The 24,742-nt window shown below is 46.7% G+C and carries 22 protein-coding genes; 1 reads left to right on the plus strand and 21 read right to left on the minus strand.

Going from position 1 to position 24,742, the window contains the following annotated elements:
* Positions 1 to 377 precede the first annotated feature (377 nt).
* Positions 378 to 1,586 carry a TolC family protein gene (locus ACFYU8_RS16180; protein ID WP_390300718.1) on the minus strand — a complete coding sequence of 403 codons (1,209 nt, stop codon included), beginning with the start codon at positions 1,584 to 1,586 and terminating at the stop codon, positions 378 to 380.
* Between the two features lie 272 nt (positions 1,587 to 1,858).
* Here ACFYU8_RS16180 and ACFYU8_RS16185 point away from each other — a divergent pair, with 272 nt between their 5' ends.
* Complete coding sequence (locus ACFYU8_RS16185) at positions 1,859 to 2,518, plus strand: YigZ family protein (protein WP_390300720.1); 660 nt, start codon at positions 1,859 to 1,861, stop codon at positions 2,516 to 2,518.
* A 76-nt stretch (positions 2,519 to 2,594) separates the two neighbouring features.
* On the opposite strand, the gene ACFYU8_RS16190 is transcribed toward ACFYU8_RS16185, so the two are convergent.
* From ACFYU8_RS16190 to ACFYU8_RS16285, 20 genes are all read right to left on the minus strand, one after another.
* Entirely contained in the window at positions 2,595 to 7,112 is a 4,518-nt protein-coding gene (locus ACFYU8_RS16190; protein ID WP_390300722.1) for an S-layer homology domain-containing protein, read from the minus strand.
* A 174-nt stretch (positions 7,113 to 7,286) separates the two neighbouring features.
* The gene (locus tag ACFYU8_RS16195; RefSeq protein WP_390300724.1) at positions 7,287 to 8,387 is read right to left on the minus strand and encodes a glycosyltransferase family 4 protein; all 1,101 of its coding nucleotides are present in this window, start codon (positions 8,385 to 8,387) and stop codon (positions 7,287 to 7,289) included.
* Positions 8,388 to 8,414: 27 nt separating this feature from the next.
* Positions 8,415 to 9,152: a WecB/TagA/CpsF family glycosyltransferase gene (locus tag ACFYU8_RS16200; protein WP_390300726.1), complete on the minus strand. Its 738-nt coding sequence runs from the start codon at positions 9,150 to 9,152 to the stop codon at positions 8,415 to 8,417.
* A 267-nt stretch (positions 9,153 to 9,419) separates the two neighbouring features.
* Complete coding sequence (gene fabZ / locus ACFYU8_RS16205) at positions 9,420 to 9,878, minus strand: 3-hydroxyacyl-ACP dehydratase FabZ (protein ID WP_106839739.1); 459 nt, start codon at positions 9,876 to 9,878, stop codon at positions 9,420 to 9,422.
* Positions 9,879 to 10,042: 164 nt separating this feature from the next.
* Positions 10,043 to 10,564, minus strand: a complete 522-nt coding sequence (locus ACFYU8_RS16210; RefSeq protein ID WP_039960720.1) for a CDP-alcohol phosphatidyltransferase family protein — start codon at positions 10,562 to 10,564, stop codon at positions 10,043 to 10,045.
* A gap of 127 nt (positions 10,565 to 10,691) precedes the next feature.
* Positions 10,692 to 10,949 carry a DNA-directed RNA polymerase subunit beta gene (locus ACFYU8_RS16215; RefSeq protein ID WP_390300729.1) on the minus strand — a complete coding sequence of 86 codons (258 nt, stop codon included), beginning with the start codon at positions 10,947 to 10,949 and terminating at the stop codon, positions 10,692 to 10,694.
* Positions 10,950 to 10,982: 33 nt separating this feature from the next.
* Positions 10,983 to 11,816 (minus strand): flagellar hook-basal body protein, encoded by an 834-nt coding sequence (locus ACFYU8_RS16220; RefSeq protein ID WP_390300731.1) that lies wholly within the window; start codon positions 11,814 to 11,816, stop codon positions 10,983 to 10,985.
* A gap of 15 nt (positions 11,817 to 11,831) precedes the next feature.
* Positions 11,832 to 12,821, minus strand: a complete 990-nt coding sequence (locus ACFYU8_RS16225; RefSeq protein ID WP_390300733.1) for a flagellar hook-basal body protein — start codon at positions 12,819 to 12,821, stop codon at positions 11,832 to 11,834.
* Positions 12,822 to 12,828: 7 nt separating this feature from the next.
* On the minus strand, positions 12,829 to 13,845 hold the full coding sequence (gene mreB, locus ACFYU8_RS16230) for a rod shape-determining protein (protein ID WP_390300735.1): 1,017 nt from the start codon (positions 13,843 to 13,845) through the stop codon (positions 12,829 to 12,831).
* An 81-nt stretch (positions 13,846 to 13,926) separates the two neighbouring features.
* Positions 13,927 to 14,211 (minus strand): sporulation transcriptional regulator SpoIIID, encoded by a 285-nt coding sequence (spoIIID, locus tag ACFYU8_RS16235; RefSeq protein ID WP_003388385.1) that lies wholly within the window; start codon positions 14,209 to 14,211, stop codon positions 13,927 to 13,929.
* A gap of 180 nt (positions 14,212 to 14,391) precedes the next feature.
* Positions 14,392 to 15,126: a peptidoglycan DD-metalloendopeptidase family protein gene (locus ACFYU8_RS16240; RefSeq protein ID WP_390300737.1), complete on the minus strand. Its 735-nt coding sequence runs from the start codon at positions 15,124 to 15,126 to the stop codon at positions 14,392 to 14,394.
* A gap of 87 nt (positions 15,127 to 15,213) precedes the next feature.
* Positions 15,214 to 16,230, minus strand: coding sequence for a stage II sporulation protein D (gene spoIID / locus ACFYU8_RS16245; RefSeq protein WP_390300739.1), 1,017 nt, complete (start codon positions 16,228 to 16,230; stop codon positions 15,214 to 15,216).
* A gap of 172 nt (positions 16,231 to 16,402) precedes the next feature.
* Positions 16,403 to 17,728, minus strand: coding sequence for a UDP-N-acetylglucosamine 1-carboxyvinyltransferase (murA, locus tag ACFYU8_RS16250; protein ID WP_390300741.1), 1,326 nt, complete (start codon positions 17,726 to 17,728; stop codon positions 16,403 to 16,405).
* Between the two features lie 18 nt (positions 17,729 to 17,746).
* Positions 17,747 to 18,490 carry a YwmB family TATA-box binding protein gene (locus tag ACFYU8_RS16255; RefSeq protein ID WP_390300743.1) on the minus strand — a complete coding sequence of 248 codons (744 nt, stop codon included), beginning with the start codon at positions 18,488 to 18,490 and terminating at the stop codon, positions 17,747 to 17,749.
* Positions 18,491 to 18,587: 97 nt separating this feature from the next.
* The gene (locus tag ACFYU8_RS16260) at positions 18,588 to 18,818 is read right to left on the minus strand and encodes a DUF1146 family protein (protein WP_390300745.1); all 231 of its coding nucleotides are present in this window, start codon (positions 18,816 to 18,818) and stop codon (positions 18,588 to 18,590) included.
* Between the two features lie 104 nt (positions 18,819 to 18,922).
* Positions 18,923 to 20,455: an NADH-quinone oxidoreductase subunit NuoN gene (nuoN, locus tag ACFYU8_RS16265; RefSeq protein WP_390300747.1), complete on the minus strand. Its 1,533-nt coding sequence runs from the start codon at positions 20,453 to 20,455 to the stop codon at positions 18,923 to 18,925.
* A gap of 3 nt (positions 20,456 to 20,458) precedes the next feature.
* Complete coding sequence (locus tag ACFYU8_RS16270; RefSeq protein WP_390300749.1) at positions 20,459 to 21,991, minus strand: complex I subunit 4 family protein; 1,533 nt, start codon at positions 21,989 to 21,991, stop codon at positions 20,459 to 20,461.
* Positions 21,984 to 23,897, minus strand: coding sequence for an NADH-quinone oxidoreductase subunit L (gene nuoL / locus ACFYU8_RS16275; protein ID WP_390300751.1), 1,914 nt, complete (start codon positions 23,895 to 23,897; stop codon positions 21,984 to 21,986). The genes ACFYU8_RS16270 and nuoL overlap by 8 nt, the downstream gene beginning before the upstream one ends.
* A gap of 27 nt (positions 23,898 to 23,924) precedes the next feature.
* Complete coding sequence (gene nuoK, locus ACFYU8_RS16280) at positions 23,925 to 24,236, minus strand: NADH-quinone oxidoreductase subunit NuoK (RefSeq protein ID WP_007722089.1); 312 nt, start codon at positions 24,234 to 24,236, stop codon at positions 23,925 to 23,927.
* Positions 24,233 to 24,742 carry an NADH-quinone oxidoreductase subunit J gene (locus ACFYU8_RS16285; RefSeq protein WP_390300753.1) on the minus strand — a complete coding sequence of 170 codons (510 nt, stop codon included), beginning with the start codon at positions 24,740 to 24,742 and terminating at the stop codon, positions 24,233 to 24,235. The genes nuoK and ACFYU8_RS16285 overlap by 4 nt, the downstream gene beginning before the upstream one ends.

The following is a 24,742-nucleotide window of genomic DNA, read 5'->3' on the forward strand; positions in this document are numbered from 1 at the left end:
TAAAGCCCGAATCCTGCAAGCGCGTGTCACCTCCTTTCGCAGGAAAGCCTCGCTTTTTGTGTTAAAAATCTCTAGTATATTCAGTATTGTGTAAAATGCAACAATCACTAGTGTAACACAACTGCTAGAATTCGTGAATCTTTTTTACACAATTCCCCGTTTTTCGTGTGACATCCTATTAAACGCCTGAGCGAATCAAAAGTTGCGGCGCCTTCGAAAAAAAATTCAAGTTTTTTTCGTGGTTCGTTATTCACCTGTCCATTATGTACGAAGTGACATCCGCCACACTCCGTATTATAGGGGACATATGGCGGGCTGTCACGACTGAACCTTTTTCCAGTTTGGTTCAAAAGCTTACAAATCTTGCTTCAATCGAGTTAATTTCCTAATGCATTTTCAAAGTTTACGACAGCCAAATTGTAAGTCAGGATCGCTTTTTGGTACTCGTTCTCACGAGTAGACAATGCTTCTTCCGATTGAATGACTTCCAAAGTCGTCGCGAGTCCATTTTCAAAGCGCAAATTTTTCAAGCGATAGCTCTCAGCTGCAGAATCTTTTGATGCTTTTTGGAAGTCAATTGCCTCGCGAGCTGCGTTTAGATTGAGGTATGCCTGTGCAACATCTTTCGAAACGGTACGTTTTGCCTCATCAATGGCAAGGTTCGATTTCTCGACGTTGTTGCGAGCTTGTTGACCAGAAAGAGTTGACGCCGCTGTATACTCGGCGATCAGCTTCACATTCAATTCTGCCAGCTTGAGCTCTTCTTCTGCTTTGGTAATCTCCAAACGTTTAGAGAGGGCCTGCTTCTCCGCCTCTTTCATGGTGATTGAGATTGGAGCCATTTGTTTATTGGCAGAGACGACTTTCCATTCTTTTTGCAGATCAACGCCAAGGAAATCGTTCAGATCCATCACGGCAATTTCCAAATTGTTTTCCGCAGTCGTCAATTGAGCTTTTGCACCTGCTACGCCCATTTCTGCTTCAAGAACGTCTGTCTTCGCGTTGGTTCCAACATCAAATGCAGCCTTGGCTACTTTCAGTTGTGCTTCTGCACGAGCCAAGCTTTGTTTTTTCAAGTTCAGGTCATCCTGAGCAAAAATCAGCTTGTAATAGGCATCTTGTGCGCCAAGCTTGATTTTTCCTTCTGTAGTCTTAACAGCAAGGACATTCAGCTTTTTGGTCATTTCACTTTGGGCGCTTCTCACATACTTTGCTTGCGCTGCATCCAAGGATTCCAGCATATCTGCTGTCATTTGTGCCGTGCTTCTATAGGTGATCGAGTTGTTAATATCTGCATTTTTCGCATCCAGACGAGCATTTTGCAATGCGACGTTGGTTTTCAAAGCTTGTTCAATCGCATTATCCAATGTCAACTCTTCTGCTGCGGCAGTATCAGGCGTTGCTGTATTATCTTTGCCAGCCTCAGCTGCTACTTTATCGGTAGATGCTTGTACAGTCGTAGGTGCCTTCGCTTGATCGGAGCCTGTATTCGCAGATGCCGTCAAGGTTCCTGCGCCAAGTGCTGTTGTTAATAATGCCGCCAAACTGATAGACATCCATTTCTTTTTCGAATATGGAAAATTCACTGAATTCCACTCCTTCATTTTATATTGAGCATAAAATTATTAACCACATTAAATATGTGGTTTGTCCCAAGATCACTATATCACAGAGTTATCCTTCTCACACGCAAAATTATGCCATACCAGCATTTTCATATGGGAATCATAAGTAGCTCCTCCCTTTCCTTTTTTATTCCAGAAGCACCATATAGAGTACTACGATTATGTGTCAAAAACATTTCAGTGTTCGCCAACATTTCTTTGTCATGCTATCCTTTTCTTGAGGTGATTGTACGATGCTTACACAATACAAAACCATCGCTGGCTACGGTGAGGACTATATCGTTATTGAGCGCTCCCGTTTTATCGGATATGCCCAGCGGGTTACCACTGAGGAAGAAGCGACAGCGTTTATCGCGATGATCAAAAAGAAGCACTGGGATGCTACCCATAACTGTTCTGCTTTTGTCATCGGCGAAAACGATCAGATTCAGCGCTCGAGCGATGACGGGGAGCCTAGCGGTACGGCAGGCAAGCCGATCCTGGAATGCATCAAGAAAAACGGCGTGAAGGACACGGTCGTTGTTGTCACTCGCTATTTCGGCGGAATCAAGCTGGGGGCTGGAGGACTCGTTCGGGCTTATACAGCTGGAACGGTCACTGCATTGAAGGCTGCGAGGATCGTGGTGCATACGCTGCATCAGACCATCTCTGTCAGTGTGGACTATACGTGGTGGGGCAAGGTGGAAAACGAGCTGCGTCTAGGTGAACAGCGTGTGAGTGGTACGGATTTTACAGACAAGGTGACCGCACATGTGCTGATCCCTGAGGGTGAGCAGGATGAGTTTGTCGCACGGATGGTTGATTTGACGAATGGACAAGCTCAGATCGGTCTCGGGGAGAAGGAGTATGTGGAGGTTCCTGTAGACGCGGTTGGCGATGTGGAAGAAGAGTAATTTTGGGATAAAAAAAGCTGAAGAGGCGATGACCTCTTCAGCTTTTCTTCTATTATATATAGCGAAATATCTCGGCTTACTGCTTAGGCAGTTTTTTGAGTTGGACCATGACACGAATAGTGATGACAGCCATCTCAGCACGAGTCAGGTTGTTAGTTGGTTTGAAGCTGTAGGTTGACTTTTTCTCACCTGGATTATTTATTTCGCCGTTCATCAGCTTCGCCTTGCTGACAGCAAGTACGGATGGAGCTGCATAGTAGCTTACGTCTTTGGCATCTGAGAACATTTTGTTCAATGCCAGCTTGGAAGCATCGAGTGTGCCCAATTTGAGATTAAGCGCACGTGAGATCATGATTGCAGCTTCTTCGCGAGTAAGATTTTCATCTGGGCGGAAGTACCCTGGTTGTTTTCCACGAATAATCCCAGCGCGAGCAGCCGTCTCGATGTATTTGTACTGATAATCCCACGAATCGCGATTCGGACGAACATCGGTAAAGGTTGGTTCTAACGGATCACGCTCGTTGCTATCTCGATATGGTCCAGCGTTAATTGGCAGATCCATCGCTTTGACCAGCATGGTTGCAAATTCGCCGCGAGTCATGTCACGGTTAGCCCCAAAGCTACTTCCACTGTATGCTGGCATGATTCCTTTGGCGTACAGCGTCTCAATTGCATCACGAGCGAAATCATGTCGAATGACATCATCGTATGTTTCTCTCGTTTTCATGACCATGTAATAACCAAAACCAGCAAACGGCACCGTAACAGTCTTTTTGCTTGTACTCACTACGCCACCAATATTTTTCCATTCATCCCCATTGTGGTAGTAAACCGTCAGGATGTTATTCGCTGCGTTTACGATGGATGGATCGTATTTAATGGTAAGTGTACCGCGAAGGCTAGGAACCAGATTGTCTTGCCAACGGCTCTTGAAGTCTTCTGCATCGCCTTCGTCGAAGTATGGATCGCGTCCACCCGGTGCTTCTGTGTCACCTGCATCGACATAGTACAGTGGACTTGCATAGTTAAAGTTAGCTTCCAGTACCAGTCGTTCTTCCAAATTATCCTCGTCGATGCTTATTTGTCCTGTTGTACGGTCTGCCATACCGAAATATAGAGGTACATCGACAAAAATATCACCGTTAGGATTCTTTACTTCTTGACCAGCACGGCTGTCATCTGGTGATAGCAATACGGTACCTTTCGGGAACTTCAGTTCAAACTGCTTATCAAACACACTGAAAGTGGTTTTCTTTCCTAATACATCACGATATTCTGCACCATTTACAGTTGAGCTCGCATTGTAGATTTTGATTTCGTCTTTATAGGTGCTATCGCCTACTACAACCGAGAATTTGATCGTGTTTAGACCTTTTTTAAGTGGAACGGTAGATGTAAAGACATAGTAAGTCTCAGGGATTGTTTTCCCTTGATCGTCATCGTAATAGAAGTCAGGGTTGCTTGTATTGGTTACTTTTGCTTCTGTTTTGCCGAACAGTACTTTGTCCGCATTTTCCGCAAACACTTTCACCACTGCACTGTTGCTATTTACGATGATGTGCGGATCGGATTCTTTCGCTTTTATCGGGGACAAGACTTCCCAGCTGGAATACTTCTGATCGATGTTGATGTCATAGCGAATGACAGTACCATTGTCATCTTCTGCTACGATGGTGTAGACCGTTGTTCCACCCTTTTTCAATGTCAGTGGGAAGAGGGCCAGTTTCTGTTCCTGTTCCTTGGCATCAGTCACGGCATCTTGTACTTCTTCAACAAGATCTCCATATTTCTTCGTGCTCATCTTTCCTTCAAATCGGGAACGAGACTGTGAATCAATGTTGTGCTCATCGAACAAGTCTTCCAAATCGTTATTCAACGCCGCTTCGAGGCGCGCTTTTACGTATTCCTGGTTCGTCGTATCTTGTTCCCAATCTCCACTCTTGTAACGGAAATCATTGATACGTTTCCCGTTCTTTTCGATGTAAACATGTGTTGCGTCATTTACTGTAAAGCTCAAGTTGGTCAAGAAGTTAGCGCCCGTTTTATAGGATGCATCTCCAGCTTTCTTGGTCAACTCTTCGGTTTTACCATTCGATATAATTTCCATCTTCACATTTTCTACAGATGGTGTTTTGGATGTGTTGTAGGAAACGTTATAGGTGAAAACTGTTTTTGGATCGTCTTTCAAGGTAATTTTCAGGACGTTGTTGCCTTTTTTGTAACTGAGCTCACCTTTCTTGATAAGGAACGTACCCTTGTTTGTTTCAATATCAGAAACTGTGATGGCCGCGCCGTTCAACGTTGCCTCAATGTTTTCTTTCTTCAAAACGTAGTTGTACACTTTCCCATCGAGATTTCGGATGTCATTCTCACTCTTTACTTGATATCCATCTTCAAAGCTGCGCACCTGACCAGTTGCATCTACATAGGTGATTTGAGCAAATGGGGTAATGCGAATGTCCAGTGTATAAGCAACAGATAGCGAATTTAGATTTTCTACATAGTTAATGACCAGTTTCCCTTGACCCTGTGGTAGCTTTTTTAGGGTAAGTGTAAATTCATCTTTCGCTGGCGTTGTTGCTGATGTAATTACATAGTCGTCAGAAGTTAACGCTTGCCCGTTATACGAGATTTTCACTTTAGTGAGATCTGTAATATTTTGTGTAACTACCTTCAATTCCAACGGTGAAGTAACAATGATATTTGTAGCCGTTGGAGACAATACTTGTGCGTTTGCCAAATTAATCACTTGTGAAATGTTCGGCTTCGATTCATCCAAGTATTTGAATTCGTACTCGTAGTTCGCGACATTAATAAAGCCGGATGGAGACGTTACGGTATTATCTGAAGCCTTTGACAGGTATTGATAGCTCAAGGATAACTTATACGTTTTACCGTCCTCAAAGATTCCTGCAGGTACCTTCGCCATAGTTACCGCATATTCCGTAAATCCGCTTTGCGGGTTGCCGATCTTCTTGAAGCCTTCCCCCTCAGCAAGCTTGTACTCATATTTCTTACTGCCATCAGAAATCGTGATCTTGAATTCCTGGAACAGCTGCTCATTTGCAATATCTACAAACTTCAACAGTGCCGAGCCATCCAACGCCATCTCTTTGGATGAAGTTGGACCTGATATCGTCGCTTGCTGGTTAGGCAGAAGTGCTACTCCACCTAACGTTACTTTGTAAAACTGATCAGAGCTTCCGGATGATGTTGTCGTTACCAAAAGCTTTCGGACAAAAGTCCCTACCTCTTTGTTTTGGTTAAAGACCCTGATTTCCAAAGTATTTTCGCCAAGCTGGGATGGTACACTCAATCCAAAGGAACCCGTACGGTTCACCTGTGTTTTGACTACATCACCTGTACGCAGGTTTTTCACTTCAACGGTATCCGCATTGAGTGCTTTCCCATCCATATTCAAATTCAGACGGTTGAGCGAAGGAACCGTGATATAAGTCGGACTTGTAGTGACATTCGGATCGTTCAGAGGTGTATCATTTACTTTCAAATCACTGACGAGCGGTGTGTTGTTGTATTGAACATAGAACTGGTAGTGCTCTTTGGTTACATTTCCTACCTTTTCGTAGAAAGCGATCTGATTCAGACCTGGCTTCAAGCCGATATTGCTAAATGTAAATGTGCTGCCACTAATGGACGGCGCAGTATTCGCTAAGTCTTGGATGGTCTGACCATTGTTCGTAATCAGCTTCAACCGCAAGCTACTTCCCGTTACCCCACTGCCATACGTACCCACAAGGGTAATCGTGGAGTCACCATAAATCACTGGAGTATAGGCTGTCGTTCCTCCAGAGAAGTTCGTAATGGAAATCGGGCTGTTCTGCGAGTTATACTCGTAATAAACAATTGCACGCTCTCCTGTATTCGGTGCAAACAACTGAATTGCATTCAATCCAGGAGATAGATCGATATCTGGCAAGATACCTCCAGAAGAACCAGTTACAGTTCTAACGGTTACGCCGTTTACTTGAACCTCGACAGCCCGTGTTTTATCTAATTTATCCGAAGCAGTATATGCGTATTTCAAATTCGTTACTGTTCGATTTGTTACCTTTATAGGGTCACTTTGATGTATACCCTTTCCCTCATTATCAAATTTTAGCAGACCTGCTCCTGGAACAGCAGGTTTGGGTGTGTACTGAAAGAAAATCTCTGCTGTATCATTCGTTACATTGACCGTTGCTTTGGGCCTCACTGTAACTTTGGTCACTGCTCCACTGCTGTTCAAATAAAAGTCTGGCAATGTAATTTTGCCGCCTGTGAACAATTGATTATTCGGAAACGCGACATTATCAATCAGTACGTCTACACCTTGACCATTTTTGGTGATATCGGTGTGAGTAAGCTCGACTCCATGTACCAGTTTGCTTAGGGTCTTGATCGGCGTGAGATAACTTTTACCATCGCCATTATCACTAGCTGGTGTCACAACATATTCAGGTGGTGTCTGGAAACCTGTCCAGTTGGAACCCAGCGCCGCAGAAGCCGGCACTGCTGGCAACATAACTGTAACAATCAGCATCATCGCCAGGCACATGACCAGCCAACGACGGAATTGTTGATAGGACTTATTCATATTTTCACCTCTCCGTTTGTTTTTAAAGCCTCTTATGTGTCCCACACTTGTAATGGGACAATGTAATTCTCCCTATCTTTATCGGACAATTCCCTTCTTCACTTAAGTGTTTACCCCTAAATTTTGGCGAAAAAAAGCCCTAGCACCAAAAGGATGCTAGGCTTCTGTGTATTTCTAATTCGTCCGACGCTGTTCCTCGGTCTGTTTAATTTTGATCCGTCGATACGCATTGATCAGTGGACGGTGACGACGGCTAACGAGTCCAACAATCTCCGTTCCAAGATGGATGACAATCAGCAGCGCGACCATGACGATGATAGTGGTCCACTTCGTCGTCTTCGTCAGCAGAATCGCCATCGTCCCGAAGAAAATGCTGATGGAGTAAATCGTGAGTACAGTCGAACGATGCGACAGACCCATGTTCAGCAAACAGTGATGCAAATGCCCTTTGTCTGGGCTCGAAATCGGCTTTTTGTTCACGATGCGGCGCACGATGGCGAAGAACGTATCCCAAAGCGGCACACCCAGCACGACGATCGGGATGATAAAGGAAACGAACAACGCTTCTTTAAAGCCCATAATCGACAGTGCAGCCAGGTTGAAGCCCAGGAAAAGCGAGCCGGTGTCGCCCATGAACAGACGAGCCGGATGAAAGTTAAAGTAGAGAAAGCCCAGGATCGCTCCGAGGAGCACGAAACAGTAAGTCGCTACCTTGTAATCGTCCATCAACAAGGCCATGACACCCATTGTCCCTGCGGCAATCGCTGACACACCTGCCGACAGGCCATCGAGACCGTCAATCAAGTTCACCGCATTCGTTACCCCGACAATCCAAAACATCGTGATCGGAATCGCGAGCCAGAAGAGCCAGCCACTACTGAAATCAATGCTTCCGCTATACGGCAGATTCACGACACCGATTTTCAAGCCAAAAGGAACGACGACAATCACTGTTGCGACTAGCTGTCCGAGCAGCTTCCACTTCGGCGAGAGCTGGTATTTATCATCGAGCATGCCGACGACCATAACGATCGTGCTTCCGATGAAAATTCCCAGCATTTCCGATATGCTTGTATACGGGACAAATAGGAAGAACGCAACCAGATAACCCATATAAATAGCCAAGCCACCCATACGTGGCATGATTCGCGTGTGTACCTTGCGCTGATTCGGGGCATCCACTGCTCCTACTTTTACAGCCAGGTTTTTTACATACGGTGTTGCAATAAACGCTATGATCAGCGAAGTCAGAAATCCGAGGATTAGTGTAGACATCGACTGTTCTCCTCTCTACGGATGCATCTAGGAACGGCTACTCCATTTTTCTTTCAGTACGGTTAGAACAAACCGGGGAATAGCCAGTTGACGCTTCCAGCGAGAAGGCTCGGAAGCAAGTCGATAAAACCATTCCAAATGCAATTTTTGCCAGATCTCAGGAGCGCGCTTCACTTTCCCGGAAATGACGTCAAAACTTCCGCCTACCCCCATCATCAGGGAGGCATTTAACTGATCGCGATACTTCGCCATCCATTCATCTTGTCTGGGCGCACCCAGTGCGGCGAACAGAAGCTGCGGTTTCGCTTCGGCAATTTCTTGTACAATTTGAGTTTCTTCCTCTGGACGAAAATAGCCATCCCGGCATCCGACGATTCGGGCGTTCGGATAACGAGCACTCAGTTTGTCTTTTGCCGAATGAATAACATCCGGCTTGGCGCCGAGTAAAAACACGCCCCACTGATGTTGATCGGCTTTCGCCATGAATGCTTCCAGAAGCTCTACACCGGTAACGCGCTCATAAATCGGCTGATTCGTCCATTTGGCGGCGTATACGATTCCGATTCCATCTGGAACGACATAGGCTTGTTCTACAATAGAACGGAAAGCGCGATTCTCTCTCGCAACCATGACGATTTCCGGATTGGCGGTTACCACGTGGGTCTTTTGACCGCTTTGTATGCGCTCTGTTATATGATCGACAGTCTCACGGAAACCGCGAGTCGTAAATGGCACATCTAATATGGTTGCGACCTGTTTGGTCATTTCTTCACCTTCAAGTGCTTGTTATTAAATGAATGTTTAAAAAGTCGACTTTTCAGCACCGAGAAAATGGCGAGAACCTGAAGAAGGAGGAGCGGAGTGTAGGGGACCTACATGAGCACCGGACTTCGATGGTGAACGTCAGTTTCGATGTCGAATAAGCATTCATAACTACTTCGTGATCAAAAGACGACTTTTTAAACTACCTATTCAATGCATGGAGTCGCCCATTAGCCATTCTACCCGAAAAGAAAGGCACATTCAAGATGATCATGAATGTGCCTTATTTCCTGCTGTTAGGGCAAACATCAATCCACCCTCTGCTACTACTTTCCCATTTACCAGTGCTTTTCCATGTCCTTTGCCGACGGTACCGCGCACACGAGTAAGCTCAACCTCAAGCACCAACGTATCTCCCGGCTTCACTTGATCTTTGAAACGGAATTCATCAATACCTGCGAACAGTCCAATTTTTCCTTGATGTTCCTCCATGCTGAGCATCGCTACTGCTCCAACCTGTGCCAAAGCTTCCACAATAAGGACACCTGGCATAACTGGATAACCCGGAAAATGACCTTGGAAAAATGGTTCATTTACTGTTACATTTTTAATCCCTACCGCTTTTTTGCCTAGCTCCAGCTCTTCAATTCTGTCGATCAACAAAAACGGGTAACGGTGCGGTATGATTTCCTGAATTTGCATAATATCCAAAGGCGCTTTGATTTCCATTATGTATCGCTCCATTTCCATACTTATCTAGACTTGTCTATGCATGAATTCCCTTTGACCAACGAAACAATATACATAACTCCCGCGACGTCTAAACGGACAAGCCGGGTTAAGATAAAAGGGGCACTTCCTCCCCAAAGAGCGGGAAGTGCTCTTTTTCATCCTTACACGCGGTTCAATAGTCGAGCCTTTGCCAGATAAATCGCGCTCACGATAAATGAGAACGCTATAACTGACCAAAGTATCGCTTCACTGTACTCATAGCGATACATAACCAGTGGGATGACAACGTACAAAAGAACGGTTGTCAGCTTGCCGTAGGCGTTTGCCGGGACGGTTTTTTTCCCGCGGAAGTGATAAACAGCTCCTGCTACTATCATTGCCAGATCGCGCACAAAGAAAAACAAGGCGGCCCATATACTGATTCGATCAGTCAAAAATAATGAGGCGATGACCGCCAGCATCATTAACTTATCTGCCAGAGGATCTAACATCATTCCGATGGTGGTCACAAGCTTATGCTTCCGCGCGATGTACCCGTCAGCAATATCGGTCACTCCCGCCAAAATTAAAATGCCTAAAGCAATTTCAACATGATACGGAAACTCCGAAAAAAAGACATACAGGTACAAAGGGATGAGCACGATGCGAAAGATCGTAAGCAAATTAGGAAGATTCACGGACATCCCTCCGTATTCCAATCGTCACTTCCTTTTTCAACCACTCGCCCTATTATACTCTGTGGACAAACACCACAACAAGTCCTCGAAAAAATAGGAGCCCCAACCATAGGTTCGGGCTTGTCCTGCTTCGTTATTTCGTTTCTTCAAACATTAAATCCCACATATGTTTGTAGGTTCCCAGATCGAATACGTCAGACATCGGCTTTTTGCCAACCACACCGTATCCGATCATCAGACCAATGACCAGTGAGAAAAACAGCAGGAGTGGGACCAGCACCATCTTGACAACTCTCAGTCGCCAATTCTTGCCGCTCCGTTCCCGCTCTTTTCCTTTTGACTTAACCTCTTCGGTCTGACGCGGGAAACGTTTGCTCTTCCCTTGTTCCATGCTCCTCTCCTCCGTCATGTTGATTGATATCGGTTATCTGCTTCTCAGTTGGTTGGCAATGCCCATCATTTCATCACTGATGCCGATTGCGCGTGAGTTCAACTGATACGCACGCTGAATGTTCACCAGTTGGGACATTTCCTCTGTCATGCTGACATTGGATGATTCGAGAGCACCTTGGCGCAATGATACACCATTATCATATGCACTGGTGTATTTACTTTGTGGTCCTGCTCGGAAAGCCAATTCTGCATCAAACAGATTCTCACCGACTTGCTTTAGCTGATCAGGGTTTTCTACATTCCATACACCAATTTTTACAGGTGCTGGCATTCCATCCGCACTAAAAGTACCATCTGGAGAAATCTCAATGTTTTTTACTGGCTCCGGGAATACAATATTCGTACCACTATCATCTGTCAAAATATGCCCCGAACTGGTGTGCAATACATATCCATTATCATCAGCATCAAAACTGAGCTTAAAAGAGCCATTACGAGTAAATCGGCTTTCTTCATCAACGGTAATGTTATTCGCATCTTTGATTTTACGAGTGACCAAAAAATAGCCATCGCCTTCAATCAAAACATCTGTTGGCTCATCTGTCTGCTTGAGACTGCCTTGACCGAGATCCAGCTTGGTCATGGCAAGATGCGCTCCACTACCAACTCTTATCCCCACTGGTGTATTACGATTTTGGTTGTCCGCTGCCGGCTGCTCGTTCATTGAGTCTGTGAGAAGCTCGGAAAACGATGCGACCCTGCGCTTGTACCCAATCGTATCAATGTTCGACAGGTTGTTGGCTGTATTGTCCAACGCTTGCTGAATACCGCGCATAGCTGATGTGGAAATATTAAGCGACTGCATCCTTCCTACCTCCTATTATCCATTAACCCGACCAATTTCATTAGCAGCCTTGTCCAGCGTACCGTCAATCGTGGTAATCACCCGTTGGTTCGCTTCATAGGCGCGAAGCACACTCATCATACTCGTCATGGTTTGACCTGGGTCTACATTCGAGCGTTCACGCCAGCCCTGTTGTGTACCGAAACGTCCCACGACCATAGGGGTATTGTATGTACCTGCTGCTATCGCAGCCTGATCGTTGGCTTCAGCCAAGTCAATACCTTCTACCGCTATGTCGCCTTCAAATCGGAAAACATTCGTTCCTTCACGTACAAGCTTCAACGGATCGGTTACCACCGCAAGTCCCAATCTAGCATGAGTAGGAAGCGCCGTATACTCTTCTGCTTTTGTAATTGGATCAATGGTAACTTGCATCAATTCGCCATGCTCGGTAAATTTCAGGTTTTGCCCGACATTGGTACCGAGTGCGGGATCATGATTGATACGAATTGCCTGATTAGAACTATCCAGCACATAATACCCTTCCGCTGTCACCAGATAACCTTCCGCATTCACGCTCCAGTTACCATTTCTCGTATAGCGGATATCTTCTTGCTGTACTGGCGTTGCTAAATTTGCTTGTTCAATCCGCGCCACACTGTAAAACAACCGCCGCTCATTGCCATTCTGATCTGGCTGAATATTGTCCATCAACGCAAGATCATACGGATTGCGTGTCTCTTCAATATCCCCCTGCGCAAAATTCGGAAGCGCCTCCGACATGTATACCCCTGTGTTCAAACGCCCGATAATGGCAGGCTGTCCAGGCATAGTAGGGATGCCCGGAACATCCAGTCCCTCATGATCATTCATGCGTGAGAGCAATTGCTCCGGAAATGCACGCATGACACCCACGTCCTGTTTGAACCCGGGTGTATTGATATTTGCTAAATTGTTCGCCAGCGATTCTTGCCTGTTCTGCAATGCTAGCATGCCAGATGCAGACGTATACAAGCCTCTGATCACTTAAATCTTACCCCCTGAATAATCGCTTATTCGAGTGAGCCGGCATCTTGTCCAAATAGTCCAGCATCATTCCTGTTCCTTTTGCAACGCACATCATTGGCTCTTCCGCTACCAGCACAGGAACCTTCAGCTCCTCTGCCAGAATCTCGTCAATACCGTGCAATAATGCGCCGCCACCGGTCAGGAAAACACCCTTATCAATTATATCGGCAGAAAGCTCCGGAGGTGTTCGTTCTAAAACAGATTTTGAGGCTTGTACAATCGCACTCACCGACTCAGCCAGGGCTTCCTGGACTTCCGTGGAGCGAATGGTAATCGTTTGCGGCAAGCCGCTTACCATGTCTCGACCACGAATGTCCATTTCGTCCTGGCGTCCGCCGGATACGGTTCCAATCTGAACCTTGATATCTTCAGCCGTACGCTCACCAATCAGCAATTTGTATTTATTTTTTATGTAACGCATAATAGCCACATCGAATGTATCGCCTGCTATTTTAATGGAGGAAGACGTGACAATATCGCCCATCGACAATACCGCTACATCGGTCGTTCCCCCACCGATATCCACTACCATATTTCCGGACGGCTGAAAAATGTCCATTCCTGCCCCAACTGCGGCAACTTTCGGTTCTTCTTCGATAAATACTTCTCTTGCTCCACCGCTGCGCTCAGCTGCTTCGCGAATTGCTTTTTGCTCAACAGACGTGATGTTGGTCGGGCAGCAAATCAAAATGCGCGGACGGGCGAACATGCTCTTTCCACCAATTTTGTTCAAGAAGTGCTTCAGCATAGCCTCTGTGATTTCAAAATCCGCGATAACCCCTTCTCGCAAAGGTCGGATCGCTACGATATTTCCTGGGGTGCGGCCTACCATGCGATAGGCTTCATGTCCCACGGCCAAAACTTTTCTGGTTTTACTATCTATTGCCACGACAGATGGTTCGTCTAGGACAATTCCCTTGCCTTTTACAAAAACCAAGACATTGGCCGTCCCCAAGTCGATTCCGATATCTTTGCCAAACATGATAGGTCCTCCCTGATTACCAGTTACATTTCTACCTAATATCATAGGCTCTTCTACGTGAGAGGACAAGGAAATTCTTTCTTACACACTCTCCTCCTGTTCTACTCGTACTTTTTTACTACGCCGTTTGTACTTGATCTTGGTTGCTTCGCCTCCCCGAAGATGTCTGATGGCTTTGTGATATTCCAAAATTTCCTTAACCTGGTTCGCCAACTCCGGATTTATCTCAGGCAGCCGCTCAGTCAAGTCCTTGTGCACTGTACTTTTCGAAACACCGAATTCTTTAGCGATCATCCGAACCGTATTTCTTGTCTCTACAATATATCGGCCGATTTTGATGGTCCGCTCTTTGATGTAGTCGTGCACATTACTCGCCTCCTTGTATCTACATTGTCTGATACAATATATGGGTGCGTAGGGACACATATTCTACGTTTCCAAGCCTGACAAGCCAGCACGGCCGCATCTTTTTTCAACAGTTTGTACCACACGCAAAAAAACACCCGCAATTGTTGTATTTTGCAGGTGTTTTTCTAAATTCATTGGTTATTGATTTTTTACTTCCGTGTCAGCCTGAATCAAGTATTGCTCTGGATTGACAGGCTGGTTATTGATCCGAACTTCGAAGTGAAGATGTGCACCAGCGTCTTTTTCAAAGGTGTTGCGCCCAGCAGACCCGATTACTTGCCCTTGTGTTACTTCATCGCCCGGTTTGACAGTTACGCTTTCCAGACTTTGATAGACGGTAATCATTTTGTCTGCGTGCTCAATCTCAATCTCGTTGCCGACAAGCGGATCGTTCACCACTTTTACTACTTTACCCGCAAGAGCTGCGATGACATCAAAGCCCTTTCCATCCGTGGATACGAGGTCAATACCTGTATGCGGGTAGAAGGAGTGGTCGAAGCTCACCAATGCTTTTTGCTGATTGTCCTTGGAGGCCTTCTCATCGTAGTAGTTCATACCCACATTGTACTGCACGCCTTTTCCTACTGGCCAAGCGAGTGGTTGTACGCCACTTGTAGCAGGTACCGCTTCTTCGTTTTTCGGTGTAGTCGTCTCAGGAGCAGTAGGAGTTGTCACTGCCACGCCATCTCCGCCATTCGTCATTTTGGATACCGTGTTCATGACATTGCCCTGATACCACATCACAAAAGCGAGAATGATTGCTGCGGTGCCGATGTAGATTGCAGGAAACGCCCATTTCTTGCCCAAAACTTTTTTCCAAGAACTTGCCTTCTTGAATGGAATCGGTTGATTTTGATTTTTTTGATCTTCCATTTTATTCATCACCTCATCCCTCAGTATCGCCAGAATTTTGACGTATAAACCTGAGAGAGTAGGGAAAAGTAAAAATTTGCTTTTCTTTTAAGCTGGGATCACTTTTTTATACTCTTGCAGATTTATCCCTTGGTAGAAGTGCTTGACGATTTGCTCCGCGCTTTTGCCGCTTTTGGCCATTCCATTCGCTCCCCACTGGCTCATCCCGACACCATGTCCGTACCCTTTGGTCGTAATAAAAACTTGATTGCCGCGCAAGTCCAACGTAAAGGATGAAGAGTTCAGGTTGAGCTTTTCACGGAATTCTCGTCCGGAAAATTCCTTGCCACCTATACTGATCGTTCCAACGCGATTTCCGGTTGTACGTGACTCGATCCGATACCAGGAACCATTGGAGGAGGCCTCCTGCGTGAGCTTGACGCCCAAATTCTTTTCTAGCTCCCCCGTGGACATCACGACGGTTTCCTCATAGCGAGGAGATTGAATATCCCACGGACTCGCAACACTCTTCAAATAAGGAATGGGTTTTTCCCAATATTCATCCGAGTTTTCTGTAAAACCATTACTGGTGGAAAAAAACGTCGCGTCAATGGGCTCGTTCTGATAGGTCAGGATAATCCCTGCTGTCGCCATAACCGCTTGCTGAATGCGTTTGTGTTTCCATTCATACTGATCTCCCCAACGCTCACGCCGCTGCTTTTCATCCATATAGACTTGATGCTGCACCGTATCCAAGACCTCACCGCCTGATGGCACATCATCAAACTTGCCCTCTTTTAATCGGCGCACGATATAGGTCCTGGCCGCCAACGCCTGTGCTTTTAAAGCCTCCAGCTCGAACTCAGCTGGCATTTCTGCCGCTACCACTCCGGTAATATACGTTTCTAGCGGAAGTGTTTCCACGACCTTTTTTTCCGTACGGTACACCTTTACCGGCAGAGAGGAAGCTGCTTCTTTCATCGCCGGTATGGCAGGCTCTGAGACGGTCACAGTCGGCTGACTGACAGGGCTCATTGTTGGTGAAAACCAAAAGACCAAAGCAGCAGGCATCATGACGAGCAAGATCGGCAAAGCGATAAACCACATAAGTAGATAGCGTTTCATGCAAGAGATCCTCCCCGTTACGTACTAGACACAAAAAGTCTGAATAACCTACTAAAGTCTATGTTCTGTAACAGAGGGGTAGAACGAGAGAATGAGAGAGTCGAGAGAACGAAAAAAAGACCCCCTGCATACGCAGAGAATCTTTCGTTTTGCCATATGGTTGACGCATTTATCAAGCAAAATTAGGAGAGAAGCTCACTTTGATGGTTTCGGGAACTGCTTTTTCACGAGCCTTTTCTTCTGGAACCACACGTTCTACATCTGCCCCCAAAGCCAGCAGCTTTTCCGTAAAGTTCACGTAGCCACGGTCAATATGGTGCAGGGCAGAAACCTCAGTCTCTCCCTCAGATACGAGCCCAGCCAGTACAAGTGCTGCACCCGCACGCAAGTCAGTTGCTGCTACTTTGCTTCCTGTCAGCTTGGAACCGCCTTCGACAATGGCACTGCGGCCTTCGATCTTGATATTCGCATTCATGCGACGGAACTCTTCCACGTGCATGAAGCGGTTCTCAAATACCGTTTCGGTCACGATGCTCGTTCCTTCCGAAACAAGTAAAAGCGCCATCATTTGCGATTGCATATCCGTCGGGAAACCAGGGTAAGGCAGCGTTTTGAGGTCAACTGCTTTCAGTGGGCCTGTGCGGCGTACACGAATGCCGTTTTCTTGCTCCTCAATGTTCACGCCCATTTCACGAAGCTTGGCAGTCACGGATTTGAGATGATCGCAAATCGCACCTTCCACAAAGACATCCCCACCGGTAATCGCTGCAGCAACCATGAAAGTTCCTGCTTCAATGCGGTCAGGAATGACACAATGTGTGCAGCCCTTCATCATTTCCACGCCTTCGATACGGATCGAGCCTGTACCCGCTCCGCGAATCTTTGCTCCCATCCTGTTCAGGAAGTTCGCCAAATCAACGATCTCCGGCTCTTCTGCCGCATTTTCGATCAATGTGGTTCCCTCTGCCAAAGCAGCGGCCATCATAATATTTTCTGTTGCACCGACGCTAGCAATATCCAGGTAGATTTTCGCACCCTTCAATCGTCCTTCTACCGTCGCTTCAATAAACCCTTGTCCGATTTCGATCTTGGCTCCCATAGCCTCAAACCCTTTTAGGTGCTGGTCGATCGGGCGCGTACCAATGGCACATCCACCCGGAAGAGCGACACGAGCTTGTCCTTTTCTGGCTAAAAGCGGCCCCATCACGAGGAAAGATGCGCGCATTTTGCGAACCAGTTCATAGGACGCTTCTACACTCGTAAGCTTGGAAGCATCGATCGTCAGCACTTCATGATCATATGTAAGGGAGATTCCCATCGATTTCAAGAGGTCGCATATCGTCCGGACATCGTCAAGGCCTGGTACGTCTGAGATGACGCAAGTCCCTTCTTCTGCCAAGATAGATGCTGCAATAATAGGGAGTACGGCATTTTTGGCGCCAGATACTTTTACATTTCCAGACAATGCCTTACCACCACGGACAATAATTTTATCCAATGTGTACCCCTCCGCGTGCTAATATTCCACAGTGATGATTGGTGTACCTACCGTAATCCATGTCCCAGAATGGCTATCACGATGCGTAGCCACCTGTAGATTCATCTTTTGACCGTTTAACGCGATGAATGATTCCCACATGGGGGTATACCCTGAAATACTGACAACCGTTTCATCTTGCAAACGTTCCAATTCTGTCGCCTGGAGAGTGCCAAAAATCGACAATATTTTACCCTCCTGTTGGTCAACACCCATCTTAACATTGTACAATCCGCGAATACAAGTGCTAATTTGCGGAATAAAGTCGGCGCTTTGCAGGGCATTCGTGAAGGTTTCCTGTACTTGTCCAATATATAGTAGCGAATCACGGTTTCCAGATAACTGAAATACTAGATATACAGAAAATGCCCCATTTTTAGGAACTCCTGTCACCTCGTAGCTCAGCTCCACGCCGTTTTGTGTGTATGTAGTCCTATATGCGAGTATGTTGTGTTTACCCGATTGTTCGCTTGGGGAAAACGGAATCTCAAGTTGTTGTGCCCATTTCGTCGCCAACTCTTTTACTTGTTCAGGACGCAGGCCTTCTCCCATCGCCGTACGCATACGTACCTGAACCGATACACCCGTTGCGCCCGTTTCTTCTAGTACTTTCATCATTTCTGTCACAACCGGCTTTTCTTCCTTTGCTTGTGCAGGCATCCAGTACACGGCCCCCATCACGAGCAATAGAGCCAGCACGAACCAACCAGACCATTTCCCCATTGATATCCTCTCCCTATGCTTACATGTATCTCTTTGTACTTCTCATTTTGTACATGTAGCTGGGTGGATATACCAGCGAATCGTCGTCTTTGGGTATTTAGTTGAACAAATTCCCGAATGTCAGGGACCAGCCCAAGTAATCAAGGAAAAAGCGGGACAGTTCATATCCAATTACAATGGCAAGAAAAATTTGCAACAGCTTCGCCTGAGCACCATTTGGTTTTTTCAAAATCTTATCAAAGCGAAAAGATTGCAACGCCCACCAAGCGAGCCCAATAAACGCAATCGATAAAATGATGCTCAACAAGCCATATACTTCTTGTGACATGCTAGTTACCTCCTCATTGCCCAACCGAGAATCATAGAAAAAGGGACGGCCCGATCACGAGCCATCCCTTCTATTGTACCTGATGTGCTATTCAGTTACGAGTATCACTGAGAGCTGGGAGAGAGCATGTTCCCAAAATCAAAGGACGGATTGAAATGAATCTGGATATAGTCGGTGACCAGACCCGGAAAAGCACCGAAGAATACGGTAGCGATTGCCATGATGAGAATAAACGTCCAAATGCCTTTGGGCACAACCATTGGTGCTTCGGTTGTCCCAGGACGCATGTACATCTGACGAATAATCCCAAAGTAGTAGTAGTAGGAAATGACGCTGGTGATGATCATGATCGCCGCCAGCCAGTAGTTTTCTACCACTAATGTACCCATGAACAGATAGAACTTCCCGAAGAAACCAACCGTAATCGGGATACCTGCCAAGGACAAGAGGAAGATGCTCATCGCAATTGCCATCACTGGTGAGCGATGATACAATCCGGCGAATCCTTTCAAATCCTCTGTCTCTTGTTCACGAGATACTACCATAATTACAGCGAAAGCACCAAAGCTGACGAGCAAGTAACCGAACAGATAGAAGATCACTTCACTGAAAAAGAGAGAAGTCGGCGGTACAAACGGTACGAGCAAATAGCCCGCTTGCGCAATACCTGAGTAAGCCATCATACGCTTGACGTTTGTCTGTCTGAGCGCCATCGTGTTCCCGATAATCATCGAGGCCGCTGCCATCAGCCCTAGATAGAGACTTCCCTCTTCGAAAAAGAACCTCCCTGATCCCGTTCCATCGGAAACGTTGAAAAACGAGATCATCATCACTCGAAAGATCAGCGCGAACCCTGCTGCTTTTGACACAACTGCCAAGAAAGCTGTGACTGGGGTAGGAGCACCCTGATAAACATCTGGCGCCCACATGTGGTTCGGCGCTGCAGATATTTTGAAGGCAAGACCTACTGCGAGAAACGCAAACGCCGTATAGACGAGGAATTGATAGCCCGCCATTCCCGCTTCTGCCAATCGAAACGAGATTTCATAAATATGTGTGGTTCCCGTGAGTCCGTATACGTAAGACATCCCGAACAGGAGTACAGCCGTGGCAATACTTCCCGAAACGACGTATTTGAACGCCGACTCGTTGGAAAGCCGTGATTTTTTTCGCAAACCGACCAGTACATAGGACGAGAGAGACAACAGCTCCAGTCCCACAAACAAGGTAATCAAGTCAGCTGACGAAGCCATGACCATCGCCCCGAGAAGCCCAGTCAGCAACAAATAATAGTACTCGCCTCTGTGCTGGATTTCCCCTGATTTCAGATAGGACAGGGAGATGAGAATCGCAAAAGCCGTCCCTGTCAGGAAAATCAGCTTGAACGCATTGCCGTAATCATCGATCCGGATCATGTCGATCATGTAGCTGTATGGCTTATCGAGAGCATTCATATTGATGATCACAAAGATCGCCGCTATCACAGTTCCCAAGAAGGATAGCCAACCGATGACCTGCTTGCCGAGACGCTTACCCGCAAAAAGATCCAGCAGTGATAAAAAGGTAGCGAAGCCAAGAATGATAAACTCGGGCAGAAGGTAGCTCCAGTCATATGAGAAAATATCTTTAACTTCCATGGATTACCCTCCTATTCCCGTTACGATAGGTACGATCGTTTTCAGCGCCTGCTGCATCGGATTCCCCAGAACTGCTGGATAAACCCCGATGAGAATAATACATCCCATCAGGACCACCATCGGAATGACTTCCATCGGCTGTGCATCAGCAAGTCCTGTACATCTACCTGGAGTAGGGCCAAAAGTCGTTTTCATGATCGCTCTGAGCAAATAAACCGCAGTGAGGACAATCCCGATCGCTCCCACTGCTGCCAATACCGGCAAACGACCAAACAGACCGAGGAAGGCAAAGAACTCACTAATGAATCCGGACATGCCCGGGAGTCCGAGTGAAGCCATCCCGCCTGCCAACAATACGCCGCTGACAAACGGCATGGACTTGGCTAAACCGCCCAAATCGTCGAGCATCGATGTCTGCGTCCGATCCCAAATGATACCGATCAAGAAGAAGAGCAGTGCCGAGATAAAGCCGTGGGATACCACCTGGAACATCGCTCCCTGAAACCCGATCGTATTCATCGATGCGAAACCGAGCAAGACGATGCCCATATGGCTGATACTGGAGTAAGCCAGCACCATTTTTAAATCCTTCTGTACAAAAGCCAGTACCGCTCCGTACAAAATGTTGATAATCCCCAAAACTGCCATCGTTGTTGAGAAATCATAAGCCTGCTCTGGGAAGAAGCCGATTCCCATCCGCAAAAGACCGTACGCCCCCATCTTCAGCAAAATACCGGAGTGAATCATGACGATAGAAGGTGGAGCCTGTACGTGTACACGTAGCATCCACGTGTGAAACGGAAATACTGGCAGCTTGATCGCAAAAGCGATAAATAGCGCTAGGAAGATTCCAAAACGCATTTCCGGCGTTAGAATTTCGGTAATCGGATGCCCTGGTGTCGTCAGGATCGCCGTGATTTCATCCATATTGAGCGTCCGCATGATGACAAAAATCACAATGAAAGCCAACAGCATGATCCCGGAACCGATTCCGTTATACAAAAGGAACTTATTCGCCGCGTGCTCGCGCTCCCCATATCCCCAAATCCCGATGAGGAAGTACATCGGTACGAGTGTCAGCTCGAAGAATATGAAGAACAGAAACAGATTGTCAGCAGCAAAGACTCCCAACATGCCGATCAGCAGCAGGTGAAACAGGATAAAATACTCCTTCTGCCTCTTCTTGATCTGCCACGAAGCAATTGCCGCGAGGGTACCGATAATCGCCGTCAATAAAATCAATGGCATCGAAATACCATCTACGCCGAGTTCATAGTTGATCTCAAAAGCAAAGACGGTACCTGCCTGAGCCATTCCAATCGGAATCGAAATCCAACTGTACTTTTCTACGAACTGCAAGTTGGCTGTCTCGTAATCAAACATGCCGAACATCCAACCTGCCAAGATAAGTGCTGGCAACGTTCCAAAAATCCCGACCTGTTTGATCACACCTGCTTGTCGACTAGGGATAAAAGCCATGACGAGAATCGCCAGCAGTGGAGAGAACACCAGTGATGACAAAAGGATATTACCCAAAGAGTCCACCTCCCTTGGCCGTCAAACTGATGGCGATGATCAATAGTACCAGACCGAATATGACCATTGCCCCATAGGACTGAATCTGCCCACTTTGTACTCTTGCGTGCAAAGCTCCGATTCCTTGGGTAATTTTTGCTGTCAATCCAACCAAACCATCCACAATATACTTATCAAATACATCTAGGACAAATCCAAGCCAGCCTAATGGACGAACAATGACGTTGTGATACAGCTCATCGATGTAGTACTTCTTGTATGAGAGCTGATAGAGCCACGGCATTGCTTCTGGAATCTTGTCCGAGGAGATAGATCTCTTGCCGTACATCAAGTAAGCCAGTACGACTCCAAGGATGGAGATCAACAGTGCCACAATCTGCAACCAAGCAGCCGCGTGCTCTGTGCCTTCCCCAAAAATGCTCGTGATTGCCGTCCCTGTGTTCGTTGACATTAACCAATCAGAGAGTAATGGCGCGTACGGCGTATTCACAAAGCCTGCGACAACCGCAAGCAATGCCAAGACCAAAAGCGGACCTGTCATGACACTTGGAGATTCGTGTGCTTCGTGTTTGCCACGTGCCTTCCCTGCAAATGTCAGGAAGAACAAACGGAACATATAGAATGCGGTAAAGAATGCTGCTAGCAGCGCGATGAATAGCAAGTCGTAGCGGTGCGCTCCGTAAACAGCCCCCAGGATCGCTTCTTTGGACCAGAAACCAGCGAACGGAAAGATCCCCGCAATAGCCAAGCAACCGATCAAGAATGTCAAAGCGGTGATCGGCATCTTTTTCCACAAGCCACCCATTTCGAATACATCCTGCGTATGAACAGCATGGATGACACTACCTGCTCCAAGGAAGAGCAGTGCTTTGAAAAAGGCGTGCGTCATCAAATGGAAGGAACCTGCTACATAACCTGCAGCACCCGCTACACCTAATGCCAGCATCATGTACCCGAGCTGACTGACTGTGGAATATGCCAAGACACGCTTGATATCCCGTTGGGTCAGACCGATAGAAGCTGCAAATATGGCAGTGAATCCTCCTACATACGATACAACTGTCAAAGCTGTATCGGATGCGATGAACAGCGGATAGGTAGCAGCGACCAAATAAACACCAGCCGCGACCATCGTTGCCGCGTGAATTAATGCAGACACAGGAGTTGGACCTTCCATGGCATCAGGCAACCACGTATGAAGCGGAAATTGACCCGATTTCCCCATGGCCCCGACGAAAATGAGGATCGCCGCGAGCGTAATCATCCATGGTTCCAGCCGCCCGAGCGCGATACTTTCAAAAATAGCCCCGTACTCGAAACTTCCGGTCCACCAGAACAGAAGACATATCCCGATGAACAGACCAAGGTCCCCGATGCGTGTAACGATAAAAGCCTTTTTGGCGGCCGCTTTTGCCTCTGACTTGAAGTAATAGTAGCCGACGAGCAGGAAGGAACATACCCCTACCAGCTCCCAGAAAATATACACTTGCAACAAATTTGGCGAAATAACTAATCCTAGCATAGAGAACGAAAACAGTGCCAGGTATTGATAAAACACCGGAAAACGTTCATCCCCATGCATGTAGCCCTTGGAATAAATTTGGACCAATAGACTGACCAATGTCACAATGACGAGCATCATGGCATTTAGCGGATTCACTTCGAATCCCATGTTGATCACGATATCGCCAATATGCAGCCAATCTATCACATAATTGTAATCGGTACCCCCACCCTGGAATCTCTCCCAAAAGATGAGCACTGCGATTCCAAAAGAAACAGCCGTCAGGGTAATACCCACTATGGCCGCTCCTTCTTTCAATTGGCGACCAAATGAGACGATCACGATGAAAGCAAGAAGCGGAAACAGAGGGATCAGCCAGGCATAGTGCATTAGAGTATCCATCTTTGTCCTCCTTTTCAGGTTTCCCTCTTATCGTTTCATTTGGTCCATTTCATCTACATTCACGGTCTCCTTGTTGCGGTACAGCGCAATCAGAATTGCCAACCCTACGGCAACTTCGGCAGCTGCAACCGTCATCGTGAACAAGGTAAAGATTTGTCCTGTCACAGATGGATACAGTCCGAATTTGGAAAAGGCGACCAAATTAATATTTACAGCATTCAGCATCAGCTCGATTGATAACAAGACGACGACTGCATTTCGCTTCGTCAATGCCCCGTACAAGCCTACACAAAAGAGAATCAGAGCGACCATTAAGTAGGAGGAAATGCTTACTGTCATTCGTTATCCCCCTCCTTTTTCGCCATGATGATCGCACCGATCAACGCAACCAACAACAGAACAGACAATAGCTCAAATGGTATGACGAATTTGGTGAACACTTCGATACCGATTTCTTTTGGATTGTTTACAGGAGCCTCTGCAGGTGGCGGTGGCGCAGGCCACGGTGTATTTTGCACACCCCAGAACAATAATCCGAACAGAACGATTACGAAGAGCAGGACAAAACGGTTTTTCCATGTCCGGCCTGTTCCTTCATCGTTCGCATCGTGCTTGGTCAGCATGATTCCAAAGAGCATCAGAATGGAGATAGCCCCTGAATAAACCAAAATTTGCGCGACCCCGACGAACTCCGCTCCCAGCAAAACAAACAGACCTGCAATGCTGATAAACGTAACGCCCAATGAGATGACCATGTGAACGACGCGCGTAAAGCTGATCATAAACACCGCGCCACCGATCGTCAGGAGAGATAGGATAAAAAAGGCAACAAATTCGCCTGTCAT

Source organism: Brevibacillus sp. NPDC003359 (assembly GCF_042878995.1).
Lineage (GTDB): Bacteria > Bacillota > Bacilli > Brevibacillales > Brevibacillaceae > Brevibacillus.

Bases quoted from the DNA above. Each gene is read 5' to 3' on its own strand.
- spoIID (WP_390300739.1), bottom strand. From the start codon at position 16,230: ATGAAACGCTATCTACTTATGTGGTTTATCGCTTTGCCGATCTTGCTC.
- mreB (WP_390300735.1), bottom strand. From the start codon at position 13,845: ATGTTTGGCAAAGATATCGGAATCGACTTGGGGACGGCCAATGTCTTG.
- ACFYU8_RS16285 (WP_390300753.1), bottom strand. From the start codon at position 24,742: ATGACAGGCGAATTTGTTGCCTTTTTTATCCTATCTCTCCTGACGATC.
- ACFYU8_RS16190 (WP_390300722.1), bottom strand. From the start codon at position 7,112: ATGAATAAGTCCTATCAACAATTCCGTCGTTGGCTGGTCATGTGCCTG.
- fabZ (WP_106839739.1), bottom strand. From the start codon at position 9,878: ATGGAAATCAAAGCGCCTTTGGATATTATGCAAATTCAGGAAATCATA.
- ACFYU8_RS16255 (WP_390300743.1), bottom strand. From the start codon at position 18,490: ATGGGGAAATGGTCTGGTTGGTTCGTGCTGGCTCTATTGCTCGTGATG.
- nuoN (WP_390300747.1), bottom strand. From the start codon at position 20,455: ATGGAAGTTAAAGATATTTTCTCATATGACTGGAGCTACCTTCTGCCC.
- nuoL (WP_390300751.1), bottom strand. From the start codon at position 23,897: ATGGATACTCTAATGCACTATGCCTGGCTGATCCCTCTGTTTCCGCTT.
- nuoK (WP_007722089.1), bottom strand. From the start codon at position 24,236: ATGACAGTAAGCATTTCCTCCTACTTAATGGTCGCTCTGATTCTCTTT.
- ACFYU8_RS16220 (WP_390300731.1), bottom strand. From the start codon at position 11,816: ATGCAGTCGCTTAATATTTCCACATCAGCTATGCGCGGTATTCAGCAA.
- ACFYU8_RS16210 (WP_039960720.1), bottom strand. From the start codon at position 10,564: ATGTCCGTGAATCTTCCTAATTTGCTTACGATCTTTCGCATCGTGCTC.
- ACFYU8_RS16195 (WP_390300724.1), bottom strand. From the start codon at position 8,387: ATGTCTACACTAATCCTCGGATTTCTGACTTCGCTGATCATAGCGTTT.
- ACFYU8_RS16215 (WP_390300729.1), bottom strand. From the start codon at position 10,949: ATGGAACAAGGGAAGAGCAAACGTTTCCCGCGTCAGACCGAAGAGGTT.
- ACFYU8_RS16260 (WP_390300745.1), bottom strand. From the start codon at position 18,818: ATGTCACAAGAAGTATATGGCTTGTTGAGCATCATTTTATCGATTGCG.
- ACFYU8_RS16240 (WP_390300737.1), bottom strand. From the start codon at position 15,126: ATGGAAGATCAAAAAAATCAAAATCAACCGATTCCATTCAAGAAGGCA.
- ACFYU8_RS16200 (WP_390300726.1), bottom strand. From the start codon at position 9,152: ATGACCAAACAGGTCGCAACCATATTAGATGTGCCATTTACGACTCGC.
- ACFYU8_RS16185 (WP_390300720.1), top strand. From the start codon at position 1,859: ATGCTTACACAATACAAAACCATCGCTGGCTACGGTGAGGACTATATC.